The sequence below is a fragment of the Mesorhizobium sp. M0815 genome (genome assembly GCF_040319995.1).
Classification (GTDB): domain Bacteria; phylum Pseudomonadota; class Alphaproteobacteria; order Rhizobiales; family Rhizobiaceae; genus Mesorhizobium.
Genome location: NZ_JAMYOU010000025.1, coordinates 20770 through 37155, shown reverse-complemented (window position 1 = coordinate 37155; position 16386 = coordinate 20770). Strand labels below are relative to the sequence as shown.

The following is a 16386-nucleotide window of genomic DNA, read 5'->3' as shown; positions in this document are numbered from 1 at the left end:
ATGTTCAACAAATGATGTTGCGTTTTCGTGTTTATGCGCTAGGCTTTGGCTCATTCGAGGATAGCCTTGGGACCAGGGTTTGATGATCGAAACGGCAGAGGCCGAACCGGAGTATGACGACACCGCCATCCGCTTCCTCGAGGCGCTGTGGGGCGACGGCTATTTGTCGCCGGGTGGGCCAGAAGAGGTCGACCGGGTCGTCGAAGGGCTGTCGCTTGCGGGCAAGACAGTCCTGGACATGGGCTGCGGTTCCGGCGGCATCACGCTGCATCTCATCGAGCGTCACCGCGCGGCCCACCTCACAGGCTTCGACGTCGAACGGCCCGTGATCGAGACGGCCAGGAAGCGGGCCGCTGCGCGCGGGCTCGCGCGTCGCGCCGATTTCCAGGCGGCGCCAGGACCGCTGCCTTTTGCCGACGGTGCCTTCGACGTCGTATTTTCCAAGGACGCGCTGCTGCACGTGGCGAACAAGGATGCATTGTTCGCCGAGATATTCCGCGTCCTGAAGCCTGGCGGCGTCTTTGCCGCGTCGAACTGGATGATCTCGCATGATGGCGAGCCGTCGCCCGAGATGAAGGCCTATGTCGCCGCTGAAGGCCTGTCCTTCGCCATGGCATCGCCGGCCCGCTATGTGCAGGCGATGCGCCAGGCCGGCTTTGCCGACATCACCGTGCGCGACCGCAATCCCTGGTATCGCGAGATCGCGGGGGAGGAGCTGAACCGCTTGAAGGGGCCGCTCTACCCGGTGGTCGCGGCTGCCGTCGGCGCGGCCTATGTCGACAAGAATATACGAACCTGGGAAGCCATGCAGAAGGTGCTTGACACAGGCGAGCACCGTCCCACTCATCTTCGCGGCCGAAAGCCGGTTGGCTAGCCGGCGATGCTGGAGACCATCAATCCCATGAAGACAACAGAGGCGCGCGAAGCCCTCCTCGAGGCGACGCGAAAGAGCGACACCGAAAAGCGTGGCCGCAAGGCGTCGAAAGAGACCAGGCAGCTTCAACTGATCGAAGCGACGATCGATTCACTGGCCAAGCGCGGCTATTCGGATACGACGATGGCCGACGTTGCCGACGGTGCCGGCCTGTCGCGCGGCATCGTCAATTTCCATTTCGAAAGCAAGGAGAAGCTGCTCGTCGCGACTTTGCAATACATGTATGACGAGTATTCGGCGCATTGGCGCAGCGCCTTGCAGAAGGCCGGCGATGATCCCGCCCGCCAGTTGCAGGCATTGGTCGCGGCCGATTTCGATCGCTCGATCTGCAACAAGCGCAAGCTGGCGGCCTGGTGTGCGTTCTGGGGCGAAGCCAAATCGCGGCCGACCTATCAGGCGCTGAGCAGCGCACGCGACGCCGTCTATCAGAACATCTTTATCGACCTTTGCGCGACGCTCAAGCAGAGCGGCGGCTATTCTTATGAGCCGCAGGTGATAGCGCTGGCGCTCAGCGCCATGCTGGAGGGACTGTGGCTGCGGCTGATGATGGGCACCGAAGACACCACGCGCGAGACTGCGCTGCAGGCCGCGAACGCGTTCCTGTCCGCGGCATTTCCCAAGCATTATCCGTGGCCGACAGCCGGCGGTGCCAAGCCGGCGTGAAACAATCAAAAGAGGATGGAACAGCAATGAAGACAATGACGCGACGCCCGACGCTGACATTGACGCTGACATTGGCATTGGCCGGAGCGCTCGCCGCTTCGGCGGCGGCGCTGGCTGCGGACAGGGATCTCGTCGTGTTCGACTGGTCTGGCTACGAGGAGCCCGGCTTCCATCCGAAATATGTCGAAAAGAACGGCGATTCGCCGACTTTCACCTTCTTCGGCGACGAGGACGAGGCGTTCGAAAAGGTCCGCTCCGGTTTCAAGGCCGATCTTGGCCATCCCTGCTCGCAAAGCGTGGTGAAATGGCGCGAGGCCGGCCTGCTGCAGCCGCTCGACACCTCGAAGATATCAGGCTGGAAAGACCTCAATCCCGGCATAATGGCGATGAAGGATCTCGCCACCACCGCCGACGGCAAGGCCTGGTTCATGCCTTGGGACTGGGGCAACACGCAGCTGACCTACAATTCCGACAAGATCGATGCGAAGGACGTGCAGTCGTTGAAGGCCTTCGCCGATCCGAAGTTCAAGGGCCGGGTTTCCGTCGGTGACAATGTCGACGACGCCTACGCGCTGGCCAGTCTCGCCATCGGCCTGAAGGACTGGACCAAGATGACGGATGACCAGTTCAAACAGGCATCAGGCTTCCTGCGCCAGGTGCACAAAAACGTCCGCTCCTACTGGACCGACTCAACCGATATCGTGCAGCTGTTGAGCGGCGGCGAGGTCGATCTCGCATGGGCCTGGAACGACGCGACGGTGCAGTCTGTCGCCGCCGGCGTGCCGATCAAGGCCAAGAAGGACACCGACGAGGGCATTTCGACCTGGGTCTGCGGCTATGTGCTGTTCAAGGATGCGCCCGGCAATGCCGACAAGGCCTATGATTATCTCAACGCCGTCAACGATCCGGAAGTCGCCAAGGTCCTGGTCAAGGACTGGGGCTACGGCCAGGCCAATGCCAATGGCATGGCCGGCGTCGACCAGGTGGTGCTAAAGGAGAAAGGCTATGACGACGTGCAGAAGTTCGTCGACAAGACGCTGTTCCAGTCGCCGGTTCCATCCGATCTCAAGCTCAAGATGATCGCCGAGTTCGAGAAGATCAAAGCCGGCTATTGAGCTCTCCTCGCTTGGCCCGTCTGCCCACGGACATAGCGGGCGGACGGGCTCGCCAAAGCTCCCGAATTCTCCTAACGTCGCCGCGGTGTTTCCCGCGATGAGGAGCTTTGCGCCATGAATTCCGTGCTTCGCCGCCTGGCCATCGCCGCGGCCTGCGCAATCGGCGCAGGCACAGTCGCGGCACTTGCGGCAGGCGGCGGCGACCTCGTCGTGTTCGACTGGTCGGGCTATGAGGACCCGCTGCTGCATCCGGCCTACACCGCCGAACAAGGCGCCGAGCCGACCTTCGCCTTCTTCGGCGACGAGGAAGAGGCCTTTCAGAAAATGCGGGCCGGCTTCAAGGCGGACATTGCGCATCCCTGCTCGCAAAGCGTGGTGAAATGGCGCGAGGCCGGCATGCTGCAGCCGCTCGACACCAGCCGTATCGCCGGCTGGAAGGATCTCAATCCCGGCATCATGGCGATGAAGGATCTCGCCACCACCGCTGACGGCAAGGCCTGGTTCATGCCTTTCGACTGGGGCAATACGGCCCTGCTTTACCGCACCGACAATGTGACGCCGGATCAGGCGCAGTCGCTCAGGATCTTTGCCGATCCGAAGTTCAAGGGGCGCGTTACCATTGGCGACAATGTCGACGACGCCTACGCGCTGGCCAGCCTGGTCATCGGCCTCAAGGACTGGAACAAGATGACCGACGCGCAGTTCAAGGACGCCTCGGCATTTCTGCGTGACGTGCACAAGAACATCCGCTTCTACTGGACCGACGACACCGATATCAATCAGGCCTTCTCCGGCAACGAGGTCGATCTCGCCTGGGGCTGGAACGAGACTTTCGTCACCCTCAAGGGCCAAGGCGTGCCGATCGCCATGAACCGCGATACCAAGGAAGGCCTGTCGACATGGGTGTGCGGCTATGTGCTGATGAAGGACGCACCGGGTGATCTCGACCAGGCCTATGATTTCCTGAACGCTGTCAATGCGCCTGCTGTATCCGACTATCTGGTCAAGACGTTCGGCTATGGCCATGGCAACGCCGCTGCCATGGCGGCGATCGATCCCAAGATCCTGGCCGAGCGCGGCTTCGACGATCTCGACAAGTTCCTCGACAAGACGCTGTTCCAGCAGCCGGTGGCGCCGGAGCTCAAGCAGCGGATGATCGCCGAATTCGAGAAGATCAAGGCCGGCTATTGACGTCCGAGATCGAACGAGCCGAGGTGGTCGTCGTCGGCGCCGGCTTCACCGGCCTGTCGGCGGCGCATGAGCTGAACAACGCTGGCGTCGATTTCGTGCTGCTCGAAGCCCGCGACCGCGTCGGCGGACGCGTCGAAGCCATGCCGAACGGGCTCGGCGAGCGCATCGACAGCGGCGGCCAGTTCCTGTGCGAGGACATGCCCGAACTGATGGCGCTGGTGCGGGCACGCGGCAAGACGCTGGTCGGGACGCATTTCGCCGGCGAATTCATCACCCAGCCGCGGATGAGCGAGGCGCAAGCCGAGCGCACTTATGGCACCGCCATGCGAATACGCGAGCGGATGAACGCGATTGCACCGGACGATCCGGCCATTGCCGGTTTGACCGTCGCGGCATGGCTCGATCGCCAGAATGATCCCGATGAAGCCAAGGCGGTCTTTCATTCGCTGATCGAGGGCCTTTGGTGCCTGGCAATGGAAAGGCTGCCGCTGTGGTACCTGATCGACAACGACCGCCGCATCACCAACGAGGTGTCGGAACTGCAGTATTTCGTGCGCGAAACCATGCATTCGCTGGCAGACGACCTGGCCCGCGACCTCGGTGGTCGCCTGCGGCTGAACACGCCGGTCAAGACCATCGAGCGTCGAGCGGAAGGGGTTCGCGTCGTCTCGGCCGCAGGCTCAATCGAGGCGCGAGCGGTGCTGGTCGCAGTCCCGCCGATGATGGCGTCGAGACTGGATTTCGTACCGCTGCTGCCGGCTGCGCTGGAAGCAGCGCTCGGCGTCTGGCAAAGCGGCGCGGTAATCAAGATGCTGGCGCGTTATCCCACGGCCTTCTGGCGCGACAGGGGCTTGAGCGGCATGGTGATGTGGCGCGATCCGCACGGGCTTTTTGCCTGCGACGCCGGCAATGACGACGGTCATCCAGCACTTGTCGTCTTCATCGGCGGGCCGCTGGCCCGGCGCTGGCGCGAACTGGGCGAGGCGGAACTGCGCGCTAAGGTGACGTCAAAACTGGAGCAAGCGCTCGGCGCCGAGGCGGCCGGCTTCTCCGATCTCAGCTACCGTGACTGGACGGACGATCGCTGGAGCGGTGGCGGCTACAGCGACCTTATCGTCGATGCGACGGCAACCAATGCCGAACGCATCATCCGCGCCGGCGCGCCGCCGGTCCATTTCGCCTCGTCGGAGCTGTCGCCGTCATTCCCAGGCTATGTCGAGGGTGCAATCGTCGCCGGGCGAAAAATGGCGCGGCGGTTGATCGAGGAGATCTGAGCGGTATGAAAACGGTCTCGAAGATCGTACTCACCGGTGCGGTCATGGCAGTTACAGGATTTGCGGCTGGCTATTATTCGGCGCCCCACCCAATCGAGATTGGTGAACTCGACAATACCTTTAAAGAAGGTCTGCGAATACTCGGCAAGCTCACTTAAAGCTGACCTTCAGGGCGGCTGGCCGATCAACTCATTTGCTGTTTGGAAGTCCGGCGACCGTGCGCATTATCACGTGCTTAGCCAATTGGGTAATCTCAAGTGCGGGTTCGACCCGGAGCTTACAGTCGTCTATTTGCAGAACCATGGATTGGTCGACATTGATGATCTTAAAATGCTGCTGGAGGATTCAAAGAAGGCAGGCGACAATCGATTAAGTGACTATCTGTCCGCCGAATTGGAGGTGAGATAGCGTCAATCTGCCATCGCCACCAAGGCCTCTGGGTCGTAGGCGAGGCGGATCGTGGTGCCGACCGGAATGTCGTCGGCGCCGAAGTCGTTGGTCTCGGTCACCGACAACGGCTTTTCCAGCCCTGGTATCTCGACGATCAAATGGGTGATCTCGCCAAAATAATGGCGCTCGACCACCTTGCCGGCGACCTCGAATTTTGCCGTCGCATCGTCCCACAGAACGCGCAGGCGCTCGGGCCGGATGCCAAGCGTCGCGGCGGTGCCATTGCGCACAAAAGCTTTCGGCTTGTCGGTCTTGACGCGGCCGAAGCCCAGCGTGTCGAGCACCAGCGAGGCGCCGTTCTCCTCGACGATCTCCGCTTTGACGAAATTCATGCCGCCGAGGAAGTCGGCCACCTGGCGATTGACCGGCCGCTGGTAGATCTCCTTCGGCGATGCGACCTGCGCAATCATGCCGCCGAACATCACTGCGATGCGATCCGACATCGCCAGTGCCTCATATTGGTCGTGGGTTACCAGGACAAAGGTGATGCCGACCGCCTGCTGCAGGCGGCGCAGTTCGACCTGCATCTGCTCGCGCAGCTTCTTGTCCAGCGCCGACAGCGGCTCGTCGAGCAAAAGCACTTTTGGGCGCATCACCAGCGCGCGAGCCAGCGCCACGCGCTGGCGCTGGCCGCCGGAAAGCTCGGTGGCGAGCCGCTTGCCGAGGCCGGTCAGCGACACCTGGGCGAGGGCTTCCTCGACGCGGCGCCTTTCCTCCGTGCCGGCCAGCTTCAGCCGCTTCAAGCCATAGGCGACGTTCTGCTCGACATTGAGGTGCGGGAAGATGGCGTAGTTCTGGAACACCATGTTGGTCGGCCGGCCGTTGGCGGGGATGCCTTCCATCGGTTGGCCATCGACGGAGATCGAGCCGCTGGTCGGGTTGTCGAAACCGGCAATCATACGCAACAGCGTGGTCTTGCCGCAGCCGGACGGGCCAAGCAGCGAAAAGAATTCGCCCTCCCTGATGGTCAGCGAGGCGTCGTCCAGCGCCTTGAACGAACCATAGCTGCGCGTGACGTTGCGGATCTCGATCATAGAGCGCTCGATTTGGGGCCGCTCAGGCATGGAGGCCTCCCTCGTTCTGGGTGCGTCTGGCCGCGCGGCGGCGCAGGATTTCGGCGATGGTCATCAAAAGAAACGAGGCAACCAGCAACAGCGTGCCCAGCGCCAGCACGCCGGGCAGTTTCGCGGCGAAACGCAACTGGCCCCAGATATAGATCGGCAGTGTAGCCTCGGTGCCGGTCAGGAAGAAGGCGATGAGGAACTCATCGAGCGAAATGGTGAAGCAGACGAGCAGGCTTGAAATGATCGCCGGCGCCACCATCGGCAGCGTCACCCGCCGAAACGTGCCGAAGGCGCTCTCGCCGAGATCGGCGGAGGCTTCCTCCAGGCTGCGGTCGAAGCCCTCGAAGCCGGCGGTCAGCACCGTCATCGAATAGGGAACGCAGACCAGGACGTGGCCAAGCACGACGGTGAACAGCGACAGGCTCAAACCGAGTTGCAGGATCACCAGTAGCAAGGAGATGGCAACGATGATTTCGGGCAGTACCAGCGGCGCCATGATCAGGCCGTTGATGGCGCGGCGGCCGGGATAGCGGTAGCGGGTGATCGAGCGCGCGGCGAGGATGCCAAGAACGGTCGACAGGATGGAGGCCGATACCCCGACGACCAGGCTGTTCCAGGTGGCGTCGAGCAGCGCCGGCGTGCGCGGCAGGTCGTGGTACCATTTCAAGGTGAAGCCGGAGAGCGGGAATTTCGGCGTCGCGGCGGTGTTGATGGAGAAGATCGGCAGGAAGATAACCGGCAGATAGAGAAACACGACGTAGAGGAACGCATAGGCCGGCAGCAATCGGCCCGGCAGCAAGCGGCGCATCGCCGTCATCGCGCCGGCCTCATCGCGCCAGCCTCATCGTGCCAGCCGCTGGGCGGCACGGATGATCAGAACCGTGGCGCCTGCGATCAGCGTCACAACCAGCATCGTGGTGACGGAGAGTGCAGCACCCAGCGGCCAATTGGAGGCCTTGCCGAATTGCGCCTGGATGGCATTGGCGATCATGACGCCGTCCTTGCCGCCGACAAGCTTCGGCGTGACGTAATCGCCGACCGTCGGGATCATGACGATCAGCGCTGCCGAAATGATACCGGGCGCCGAAAGCGGCAGCGTCACGCGCAGGAAGGAACGGACAGGGCCATCGCCGAGGTCCGTGGCCGCCTCGACCAGCGTGCGGTCGATTTTTTCCAGCAAGACGAAGATCGGCAGGATGGCGAAGGCTGCCCAGGCGTGGGTCAGCGTGATGATGACGGCAGTCGAATTGTAAAGCAGCGCGGTCGACGGCTCGTCGATGATGCCAAGGCCCATCAGGCCGGAATTGAGCACGCCATTATAGCCGAGGATGACCTTCCACGACATTACCCGCAGCAGATAGCTGGTCCAGAACGGGATGGTGATCAGGAACAGCCACAGGCCCTTGTGGCGGCCGCCGTGGAACGAGATGAAATAGGCGATCGGATAGGCGAGCACGACCGTGAAGAAGCTCACCGTCAGCGAGATGTAGAGCGAGCGCCACAGCAGGTCGCGATAGATCGGCTCGGTCAGCGCAAGGCGGTAGTTTTCAAGCGTGAAGGTATGGTCGACAGTGAGGTAATTCTGCGTCCAGAAGGAGTGCGCGATGACCGCCAGGATCGGCAGCACCAGAAGTATCAGCGCATAGACGAAGGTCGGGCTGATCAGGGCAAGACCCTGAACGGGTTCTGATTGCAGAAGGGCGTTTCGCCTCGCCCGCGTCATGCCGAAAGCGGGCGACCCTTCCGCGGCCACCATCATTGCAGGCCCTCGGGCAGGGTCTCCGGCGTGATTTCGGTTGCTGGCGCGGACTGTCCTGCCATGCGGCATCCCATTGCTGAAACCGGCTATCTGTTCCCACTTTATGCCCAGGGCGCAATCGTGCTCCGAGCTTGCCGGCTTTCTTTCATCATGCGCGCATCGGCGGATTGAAATCAAGCGCTATTTCTGCAATATTGATTGAACGGCCATTCAAAATGAACGAAGAAAGCCGAGCTTTCCTGGAGCGTGAACCAGCTTCGTGTCCGGTGAAATTGCGGCATACAATGCGAGGCGAAGATGGCGGCGGCAAGAGACATCACTTCGACCGAAATGGCTGGAGCCGGCGCTCAGGATGCCGTCGAACTGGCCAAGCGCCATCTTGTCCAGCCCTGGCCGTTCGCCGGCTCGGTCGGCGCGGAGGCACGCGCCCTGATCGGCGCGGGCGAGGGCATCTACATCACCGATGCCACCGGCAAGCGGCTGATCGACGGACCGGCGGGCATGTGGTGCATCAATGTCGGCCACCGTCGCGAAGAGCTCGCCAAGGTAATGTACGACCAGGCGATGGCGCTGTCCTACAACACGCCGTGGTACACGATGAATGCGCCGTCGGCGGAACTGGCCATGCGAATCGCCGGCCACGCGCCGGGCGATCTCAGCCATGTTTTCTTCACCACGGGCGGCTCCTCGGCGGTCGAGACGGCGCTGCGCTTTATGCAATTTTACAACAATGTGCGCGGCCGCCCGGAAAAGAAGCTGATCCTGAGCCGGGGCGGCGCGTATCACGGCTCGACCTATCTGTCGGCCTCGCTTAACGGGCGTCCGCGCGACCGTGACTGGATGGATGGCGCAGACGAGCTGGTCGTCAAATTGTCCTCACCCGATCCGTTCCGCCGTCCGAAGGGCATGAGCGTTGCCGCTTTCACCGATGCGCTGGTCGCTGAATTCCGCGATATGGTCGCCCGTGTCGGCGCCGACAGGATCGGTGCTTTCGTCGGCGAGCCGGTGCAGGCGTCGGGCGGCGTCATCGTGCCGCCGGAGGGCTATCTCCAGCGCATCCGGACGATCTGCCGCGACAACGACATCCTCTATATTTCCGACGAGGTGGTGACCGCCTTCGGCCGGCTTGGCCATGTCTTTGCCTCCGGCGAGGTGTTCGGCATCGAGCCCGACATGATCACCTTTGCGAAAGGGGTGACCTCAGGCTATTTCCCGCTCGGCGGCGTCATCCTTTCGGAACGGCTGCTGGAGGAGCTGCGCCGCTCGAACCATCCGGACGCCATGTTCGGCCATGGCCTGACCTACACCAGCCATCCGGTCGGCTGCGCGGTGGCGCTGAAGAACCTCGATATTCTGGACGAAAGCGTGCTGGCCCATACGCGCGAGGTCGCGCCCTACTTCCAGGCGCAACTGAAGACGCTGGAGGAATTGCCGGTGGTCGGTGAGGTGCGCGGCATGGGGCTGATGGGCTGCGTCGAATGCGTCGCCGACCGCGACAGCAAGGATCCACTGCAGCTCGACAAGGATGTCGGCAAACGCATCGACGCGCATTGCCACGAGCTCGGCCTGTTGGTCCGGCCGCTGATTAACATGTGCGTGATGTCGCCGCCATTGATCATCACGCGCGAGCAGATCGACGACATGGTGTCGATCCTGCGCGAAGGCATTTCGCGCACGATGGACGATCTGCGCCGGGAAGGCGTCTGGCGGGGATAAGCGTTTATCGCCGGCAATCTCGCCATTGCTGACAGCGGTCGTTCGCGCTTACGATGTACGGCAGGGCCTCGATCGCCTGCATCTGGCCGCATCTCTGGGAAACAAACATTGACCGACCTATCGGACCTGTTCGGCCTCGCCGGCAAAACCGCTTTCATCTCCGGATCGAGCCGCGGAATCGGCTTTGCCATGGCGAAGGCGCTGGCGAGCGCCGGCGCGACGGTGATCATCAATGGGCGGGACGAAGACCACGTTCAAAAGGCACTCGGATCGTTGGCCGAATCCGGTATCCAGGCGATCGGCTCCACCTTCGACGTGACCGTGGCTGAAGACGTCGAGCGTGAAATCGGCAGGCTGGAAGCAGAGCGCGGCCCGATCGATATTCTCGTCAACAATGCCGGCATGCAGCACCGCGCGCCATTCGCCGATTTCCCGCTCGACATGTTCGACAGATTGATGCGGACAAACCTTTACAGTGCATTCTATGTCACCCGGCCGGTGGTCCGCTCGATGATGGCCCGCAAGACCGGGTCCATAATCAACATATGTTCGGTGCAAAGCGAACTGGGGCGTTCCTCGATCGTGCCATACACGGCATCGAAGGGTGCGATGAAAATGCTGACCAAGGGGCTTGCCACCGAGCTTGGCCCACACGGCATCAGAGTCAATGGTATCGGCCCAGGCTACTTCCGGACAGAACTGAACGAGGCGCTGGTGCAAGACGCCGAATTCTCGCGCTGGCTGGTCGGGCGCACACCGCTGGCAAGGTGGGGCGAAGTCGACGAACTGGGCGGCGCCGCGATCTTCCTGGCTTCCGACGCATCGAGCTTCATGACGGGCCAGATCATCTATGTCGACGGCGGCATGACCGGCTCGGTGTGAGCGCGGTTATCGCTGTCAGTGCGTGGGAGATCGGTCGACCTCGAGCCGCCCTGCAAAAGGCAGAGCCGTCATTTGCACACTCTTACCTTGACCGCTAAGCTTCTCCGGCTGGGGTATTTTCCTCAGATCACATTCGCCATCCCAAGGACCCCATGACACCCGACACAGCAGCGCGCGAACAGTTCGCCATCGATCTCGCGCGGCGCGCTGGCGCGCTCGGCCTGAAATATTTTCGCGATCTCGACAGCCTCGCCATCGAGAGCAAAGGTCATCAGGATATGGTTTCGCAGGCCGACCGCGAGGTCGAGCTGTTCATCCGCGCGGCAATGAAAGCCGCCTACCCGACCGATGGAATTGTCGGCGAGGAGCATGCCTCGGTCACCGGATCGAGCGGGCATGTCTGGGTGATAGATCCGATCGACGGCACCGCGAACTTCGTGCGGGGCATTCCGGCCTGGTGTGTGGTCATCGCTTGCGCCAAGGACGGCGACACTGTCGTGGGCGTCATCCACGAACCCTCCACGGGCGAGACTTTTCATTGCCGTAAGGGCGGCGGCGCCTTTCTCGACGGCAAGCCGATCAGGGCAAGCGCGGCCACCAGCCTGACCGACGGTTCGTTGGGCACCGGGTTTTCCAACCGCGCCGATATGCAAAACGTCGCCACGCTCATCGGCTTGCTGTTTTCCAAAGGCGGCGTGTTTTTCCGTAACGCATCCGGTGCGCTGATGCTCGCCTATGTGGCCGCTGGCAGGCTGCTCGGCTATGTCGAAGAGCATATGAACGCGTGGGACTGCCTGGCAGGCATGCTCCTGGTGGAAGAAGCCGGCGGCACGATCGTCAAGCCCGACCCAAAGACGGTGCTGGAAGGAGGCGCGCTGGTGATTTGCGGCGGCAGCGGCGTGTTCGCCCAGATCCGCCAACTCTGCGTGCAATCCTTCAAGCTTTGATCAGAACCGGTCCGCGCTCCGGAAAGCCGATCCCGACGCTGTCGCCTGCCTGAAATGGCGCATCGATATTGGGCGATATTGCAAACACCTGGCCGTGCGGTGTGCCGATGATCAGTTCGAGATGGCTACCGACATAGGTGACCTTTTCGAGACTGCCGGCGATCGTCCGCGGCGTGCCGGCAGCCCCGATCCCGATCCGGCTCGGCCGGACCGCCAGCTTCGCCGGGCCGGCCCGGTGGCCACGCGCCGGCAGTTTCAAGGCCAGCGAACCCAGCCGGACGGTGGCTTCATCGCCTTCTACCGAAACCACCTCGCAATCCAGGATATTGGCTTCGCCGATGAAATCGGCGACGAAAGCGTTGGCCGGCGCGTCATAGAGTTCGCGCGGCGTACCGTCCTGTGCGATCACGGCTTTGTTCATGACGATGATACGGTCCGAAACCGCCAGCGCCTCTTCCTGGTCATGCGTGACATAGACCACCGTCAGCCCGAGCTTGGTCTGGATTTCCCTGATTTCCTCGCGCACGTGTCGACGTAGCTTGGCGTCGAGATTTGAGAGCGGCTCGTCGAACAGCAGCACTTGCGGTTCGAGCACCAGCGCCCGCGCCACCGCCACGCGCTGCTGCTGGCCGCCAGACAATTCGCTGGGCAGGCGCGCCTCGAAACCGGTCAGGCCGACCATTTCCAGCCCGGCACGGGCACGCGACGCAGCCTCCTTCTTGTCATGGCCGGAGAAGCGCAAGCCATAGGAGACGTTCTCCATCACCGTCATATGCGGGAACAGCGCATAGGATTGGAAAACCATGGACACGTCGCGGTCGGTAGCGGGCAGGCGCGTGACGTCTTTGCCGCCGATCAGAATGCGGCCGCTGGAAGGCATTTCGAGTCCGGCGATCATGCGCAACGTCGTCGTCTTGCCGCAGCCGGACGGCCCGAGAAGCGTCACCAGCTTGCCGGCTTCGATCGCAAGCGAGATGTCGTCGACCGCCGCCGTGCTGGCGCCCGGATATGTCTTGGTGACATGGTCGAAGGTCACCGAGGCGGCGTTGCCGCGAATTTCGGCCATCACCCAGCTCCTGCTATCGTCGTCGGGCCGCCTGCCGTTCCGGGCAGGCTGACATTGGTGCGCACGCTCCAGCCGTCGCCCGGCTGGATGCCGCGCCGGCCGATATTGCGGCTGCCGACAACCAGCTGCATCAGGCCGATCACCATCAACATGACGACGATAAGCACCGTCGAATAGGCGATGGCGATGCCGTATTCATTGTTCTCGACACGTCCCACGATGTAGCTGGTCGAAAGATCGTAGCGCGCGCTGACCAGGAAAATGACGGCGCTGATCGCGGTCATGGCGCGCACGAAGGAATAGACGAGCGCCGCCAGCATTGCCGATCTCAGCAAAGGCAGGATGACGCGTCTGAAGGTCTGCCACGAGTTGGCGCCAAGCGTCAGCGAGGATTCATCCAGGCTGCGGTCGATCTGCGACATCGAGGCGACGCCGGCGCGCACGCCCACCGGCATGTTGCGGAAGATGAACGACAATACGAGGATGATGCCGGTCCCGGTCAGTTCGATCGGCGGCACGTTGAAGGCAATGATGTAGCTGACGCCGATTACGGTTCCCGGAATCGCGAACGAGAGCATGGTCGCGAATTCGAAGGCATTCTTGCCGCGGAAATTCTGGCGGACCAGAAGGTAGGCGGTCAGAAGCCCTATTCCGGCCGTCAGCGGCGCCGATATCAGCGCGATCTCCATGGTCGTCCAGAAGGAGCTCCATGCCGAGCCCGACCAGTGGATGCCGAACTCATTCCAGCCGACGGAAAACGCCTTCCTGTAGTGCTCCAATGTGAGGCTCTGGTCGACCCCCCAGAGCTTGACGAAGCTGCCGTAGAAGATCACCGCGTAGACCAGCACCGTGAAGGCCGTCCACAGTCCGGCGATGACATAGAGCGCGTATGTCAGCCCGCCCGGCAGGCGCGGATGGACGCCGGCGTCGCCCTTGCCAGTGACGGTGGTGTAAGGGCGCCTGCCGATCCAGAAGCGCTGGGCATAAAACGCGCCGAGCGTGAAGGCCAGCAGCACCAGCGCCAGGATCGCGGCAAGTGCCGCATCGTTCTGCGCGCCGACGATGGCGAAGAAGATTTCCGTCGACAGCACGTCGTAATTGCCGCTCAGCACCAGCGGATTGCCGAAATCGGCCATGCTCTCGATGAAGCCGAGCAGAAAGGCGTTGGCCAGGCCCGGCCGCATCAGCGGCAGGGATACGGTCCAAAAGGTCTGCCAGCGGCTGGCTCGGAGCGTCTGCGAGGCCTCTTCCATGGACGGGCTGACGCCTTCGACGACGCCGATCAGCACCAGGAAAGCAATCGGCGTGAAGGCGAGGACCTGGGCGATGAGCAGGCCGGGAAGTCCATATACCCACCGTGTCGGCTGAATGCCGAAGACGCCGGCGACGCTCTGCGTCACCGCGCCCGACAGTCCGAACAACAGGATGATGGCGAGACCGATGACAAAAGCCGGCGTGATGATCGGCAACACGGTCAGCGCGCGCAGCAGCTTGCTAAAGCGGAAACCGGTACGGGTCACGACCAGCGCGAACACCAGCCCCAGAAACATGGTCAGCAGGCCGACGAGCACGGCCAGCAGCAGCGAATTCCAGGCCACGCCGCAGCGGCTGCCGTCGGCAAGACAAGCCAGGCTCCACAGCCGCGAACTGAACAGTTTGGCCAGGAACGCGACAGGCGAGTAGCCGCCATCGTCGGTCTGCATGGCATTGGCCAGCATCATCAGGATCGGCATGAAGATGAAAATGGCAACCATGGCGACGACAAAGCCGATCGAGCCGACGACGAAGACGTCACCAGAGATGGCGCCGCGCGCGGCAACACCCAGGGTGAAAAGGAACAGAAAGGCACCGCTGACCAGCAAGGCGGCGTAGCCCATGCCGAATTGGCGGTCGCCAAGTTCGCCGAACAGGCTGGTGAGCCAGCCGAACTGCCAGCCGCGCAGCCCGATGGCGAAGCCCTGGAACAACAGCCAGCCAAATCCGGCGGCGCCGACAATGATCAGCAGTCGGCTGAAAAACGGATCGGATTTGGTGCGCCCCCACAGAAGCAGCGGCACCGCCAGCAGCAAGCCGAGCGGCGCCAGCCACAGTTTCTCGCCCTTGAGGGCCAGAATCAGGGCCGGCGCGAACTCGCTGTCGGACGGGTAACCGTCGAACAGCCAGGAAAAGCCGAAGAACCCGTCCTCGATGCCGTACCAAGGCAGCACGGCAAACCCCAGCCATCCGACCGCCATCCAAAGGAGGGCGACCGGTTCAATGGGCCAGCGGGTTTCGCGGAAGCGCATCTGCTATTGCGGCAGCGATGCGACCTCCTCGTCCCATTTTTTCAGCAGCCGCTTGCGCTCTTCGCTCGAGCCATACTTCTTGAAGTCATAGTCGATCAGCTTGATGGTGGAGAGGTCGGGCGCCTTGTCGGAGGTTTTTGCCGCCTTGTTCGACGGAACCTGGAACGACCCCGCCTTTTGCGCCATGGACTGGACGTCGGCCTCGAGCGCCCAGTCATAGAATTTTTTCGCAGCCTCCAGGTTCCGCGCCCCCTTGATGATCGATTCCGAGCCGATCTCGTAGCCGGTTCCCTCGCAGGGAGTGACCGGAACGATCGGGAAACCTGCGACGACCTGCGACACGGCGTCGTGGATGAAGACGATGCCGATGGTGGTCTCGCCGAGACCGGCGGCCTTGATGGGCGCCGAGCCCGACTTGGTGTACTGGTTAACGTTCTTGTGCAGGGCTTTCATGTATTCGAAACCCTTGTCCTCGCCAAACAGCTGAACGATGGTCGCCAGCATATTGTATGCGGTCCCCGAGGAATTGGGGTTGGCGACCTGGATGTGCCCCTTGTATTCGGGCTTGATCAGATCGGCCCAGCATTTCGGTTCGGGAAGATTGCTCTTGGCCAGCAGATCCTTGTTGTAGCCGAAGCCCAGCGCACCCGAATAGATGCCGACAGTGCGGTGGCCGGATGTTTCCGCCTGCTTGATCGCCCATGGCTGCAACTGGTCGAGCAGCGGCGATTCATATTCCTCGGTCAGGCCCTCCTCGGCTGCCTGCAGATGCGGGTCGCCGGTGCCGCCCCACCAGATGTCTCCCTTTGGGTTGGCGGCCTCAGCGCGCAATTGCGCATAGATTTCGCCAGCGCTCTTGCGGGTCATATTGACGGTGATGCCGGTCTTCTCCTCGAACGCCCGTGCCGTCTGCTGGCACCAGACCTCATCGACGCCGCAATACATGGTCAGGCTTTCGGCGGACGCCGATGCCGACGCGGCGGCGAGGATGCCGGCGCCAAGAATTGCCCTTTTTATCATGTTGAAATTCCTCCCTAAGT

General features: G+C 62.4%; 15 protein-coding genes. 9 read left to right on the top strand and 6 right to left on the bottom strand.

Annotation, left to right across the window (positions count from 1 at the left end; genetic code table 11):
- The first annotated feature begins 82 nt into the window (after positions 1-82).
- From NKI01_RS23625 to NKI01_RS23600, 6 genes are all read left to right on the top strand, one after another.
- Complete coding sequence (locus NKI01_RS23625; protein ID WP_352964825.1) at positions 83-874, top strand: methyltransferase domain-containing protein; 792 nt, start codon at positions 83-85, stop codon at positions 872-874.
- A gap of 6 nt (positions 875-880) precedes the next feature.
- Complete coding sequence (gene betI / locus NKI01_RS23620; RefSeq protein ID WP_502896875.1) at positions 881-1597, top strand: transcriptional regulator BetI; 717 nt, start codon at positions 881-883, stop codon at positions 1595-1597.
- Positions 1598-1623: 26 nt separating this feature from the next.
- Positions 1624-2712 (top strand): ABC transporter substrate-binding protein, encoded by a 1089-nt coding sequence (locus NKI01_RS23615; protein ID WP_352480842.1) that lies wholly within the window; start codon positions 1624-1626, stop codon positions 2710-2712.
- A 114-nt stretch (positions 2713-2826) separates the two neighbouring features.
- Positions 2827-3903, top strand: coding sequence for an extracellular solute-binding protein (locus tag NKI01_RS23610; RefSeq protein ID WP_352480841.1), 1077 nt, complete (start codon positions 2827-2829; stop codon positions 3901-3903).
- A complete protein-coding gene (locus NKI01_RS23605; protein ID WP_352480840.1) occupies positions 3900-5177 on the top strand; it encodes a flavin monoamine oxidase family protein in 1278 nt (425 codons plus the stop codon). The genes NKI01_RS23610 and NKI01_RS23605 overlap by 4 nt, the downstream gene beginning before the upstream one ends.
- Positions 5178-5279: 102 nt before the next feature.
- The gene (locus tag NKI01_RS23600; protein WP_352964823.1) at positions 5280-5585 is read left to right on the top strand and encodes a hypothetical protein; all 306 of its coding nucleotides are present in this window, start codon (positions 5280-5282) and stop codon (positions 5583-5585) included.
- Positions 5586-5587: 2 nt separating this feature from the next.
- On the opposite strand, the gene NKI01_RS23595 is transcribed toward NKI01_RS23600, so the two are convergent.
- From NKI01_RS23595 to NKI01_RS23585, 3 genes are read right to left on the bottom strand one after another with little or no spacing between them, the layout of a single operon-like run.
- Positions 5588-6661, bottom strand: coding sequence for an ABC transporter ATP-binding protein (locus tag NKI01_RS23595; protein WP_352481109.1), 1074 nt, complete (start codon positions 6659-6661; stop codon positions 5588-5590).
- 22 nt (positions 6662-6683) lie between these two features.
- Positions 6684-7508 carry an ABC transporter permease gene (locus NKI01_RS23590; RefSeq protein WP_023720898.1) on the bottom strand — a complete coding sequence of 275 codons (825 nt, stop codon included), beginning with the start codon at positions 7506-7508 and terminating at the stop codon, positions 6684-6686.
- A gap of 24 nt (positions 7509-7532) precedes the next feature.
- Entirely contained in the window at positions 7533-8450 is a 918-nt protein-coding gene (locus NKI01_RS23585) for an ABC transporter permease (protein WP_352964820.1), read from the bottom strand.
- Positions 8451-8747: 297 nt separating this feature from the next.
- On the opposite strand from NKI01_RS23585, the gene NKI01_RS23580 reads away from it, so the two are divergent.
- The 3 genes from NKI01_RS23580 (at position 8748) to NKI01_RS23570 (ending at position 11995) form a co-directional block, all read left to right on the top strand.
- Complete coding sequence (locus tag NKI01_RS23580) at positions 8748-10166, top strand: aminotransferase (RefSeq protein ID WP_352480837.1); 1419 nt, start codon at positions 8748-8750, stop codon at positions 10164-10166.
- A gap of 108 nt (positions 10167-10274) precedes the next feature.
- Positions 10275-11048 carry a glucose 1-dehydrogenase gene (locus NKI01_RS23575; protein WP_031194526.1) on the top strand — a complete coding sequence of 258 codons (774 nt, stop codon included), beginning with the start codon at positions 10275-10277 and terminating at the stop codon, positions 11046-11048.
- Positions 11049-11200: 152 nt separating this feature from the next.
- Complete coding sequence (locus tag NKI01_RS23570) at positions 11201-11995, top strand: inositol monophosphatase family protein (protein WP_352480835.1); 795 nt, start codon at positions 11201-11203, stop codon at positions 11993-11995.
- Here the strand turns inward: NKI01_RS23570 and NKI01_RS23565 are convergent.
- Genes NKI01_RS23565 through NKI01_RS23555 form a run of 3 tightly spaced genes read right to left on the bottom strand, consistent with a single transcriptional unit; the run spans position 11985 to position 16366 of the window.
- A complete protein-coding gene (locus NKI01_RS23565) occupies positions 11985-13061 on the bottom strand; it encodes an ABC transporter ATP-binding protein (protein WP_352480834.1) in 1077 nt (358 codons plus the stop codon). The genes NKI01_RS23570 and NKI01_RS23565 overlap by 11 nt on opposite strands.
- The gene (locus NKI01_RS23560; RefSeq protein ID WP_352588381.1) at positions 13061-15346 is read right to left on the bottom strand and encodes an ABC transporter permease; all 2286 of its coding nucleotides are present in this window, start codon (positions 15344-15346) and stop codon (positions 13061-13063) included. The genes NKI01_RS23565 and NKI01_RS23560 overlap by 1 nt, the downstream gene beginning before the upstream one ends.
- A 3-nt stretch (positions 15347-15349) precedes the next feature.
- A complete protein-coding gene (locus NKI01_RS23555; RefSeq protein ID WP_352588384.1) occupies positions 15350-16366 on the bottom strand; it encodes an ABC transporter substrate-binding protein in 1017 nt (338 codons plus the stop codon).
- Positions 16367-16386 lie beyond the last annotated feature (20 nt).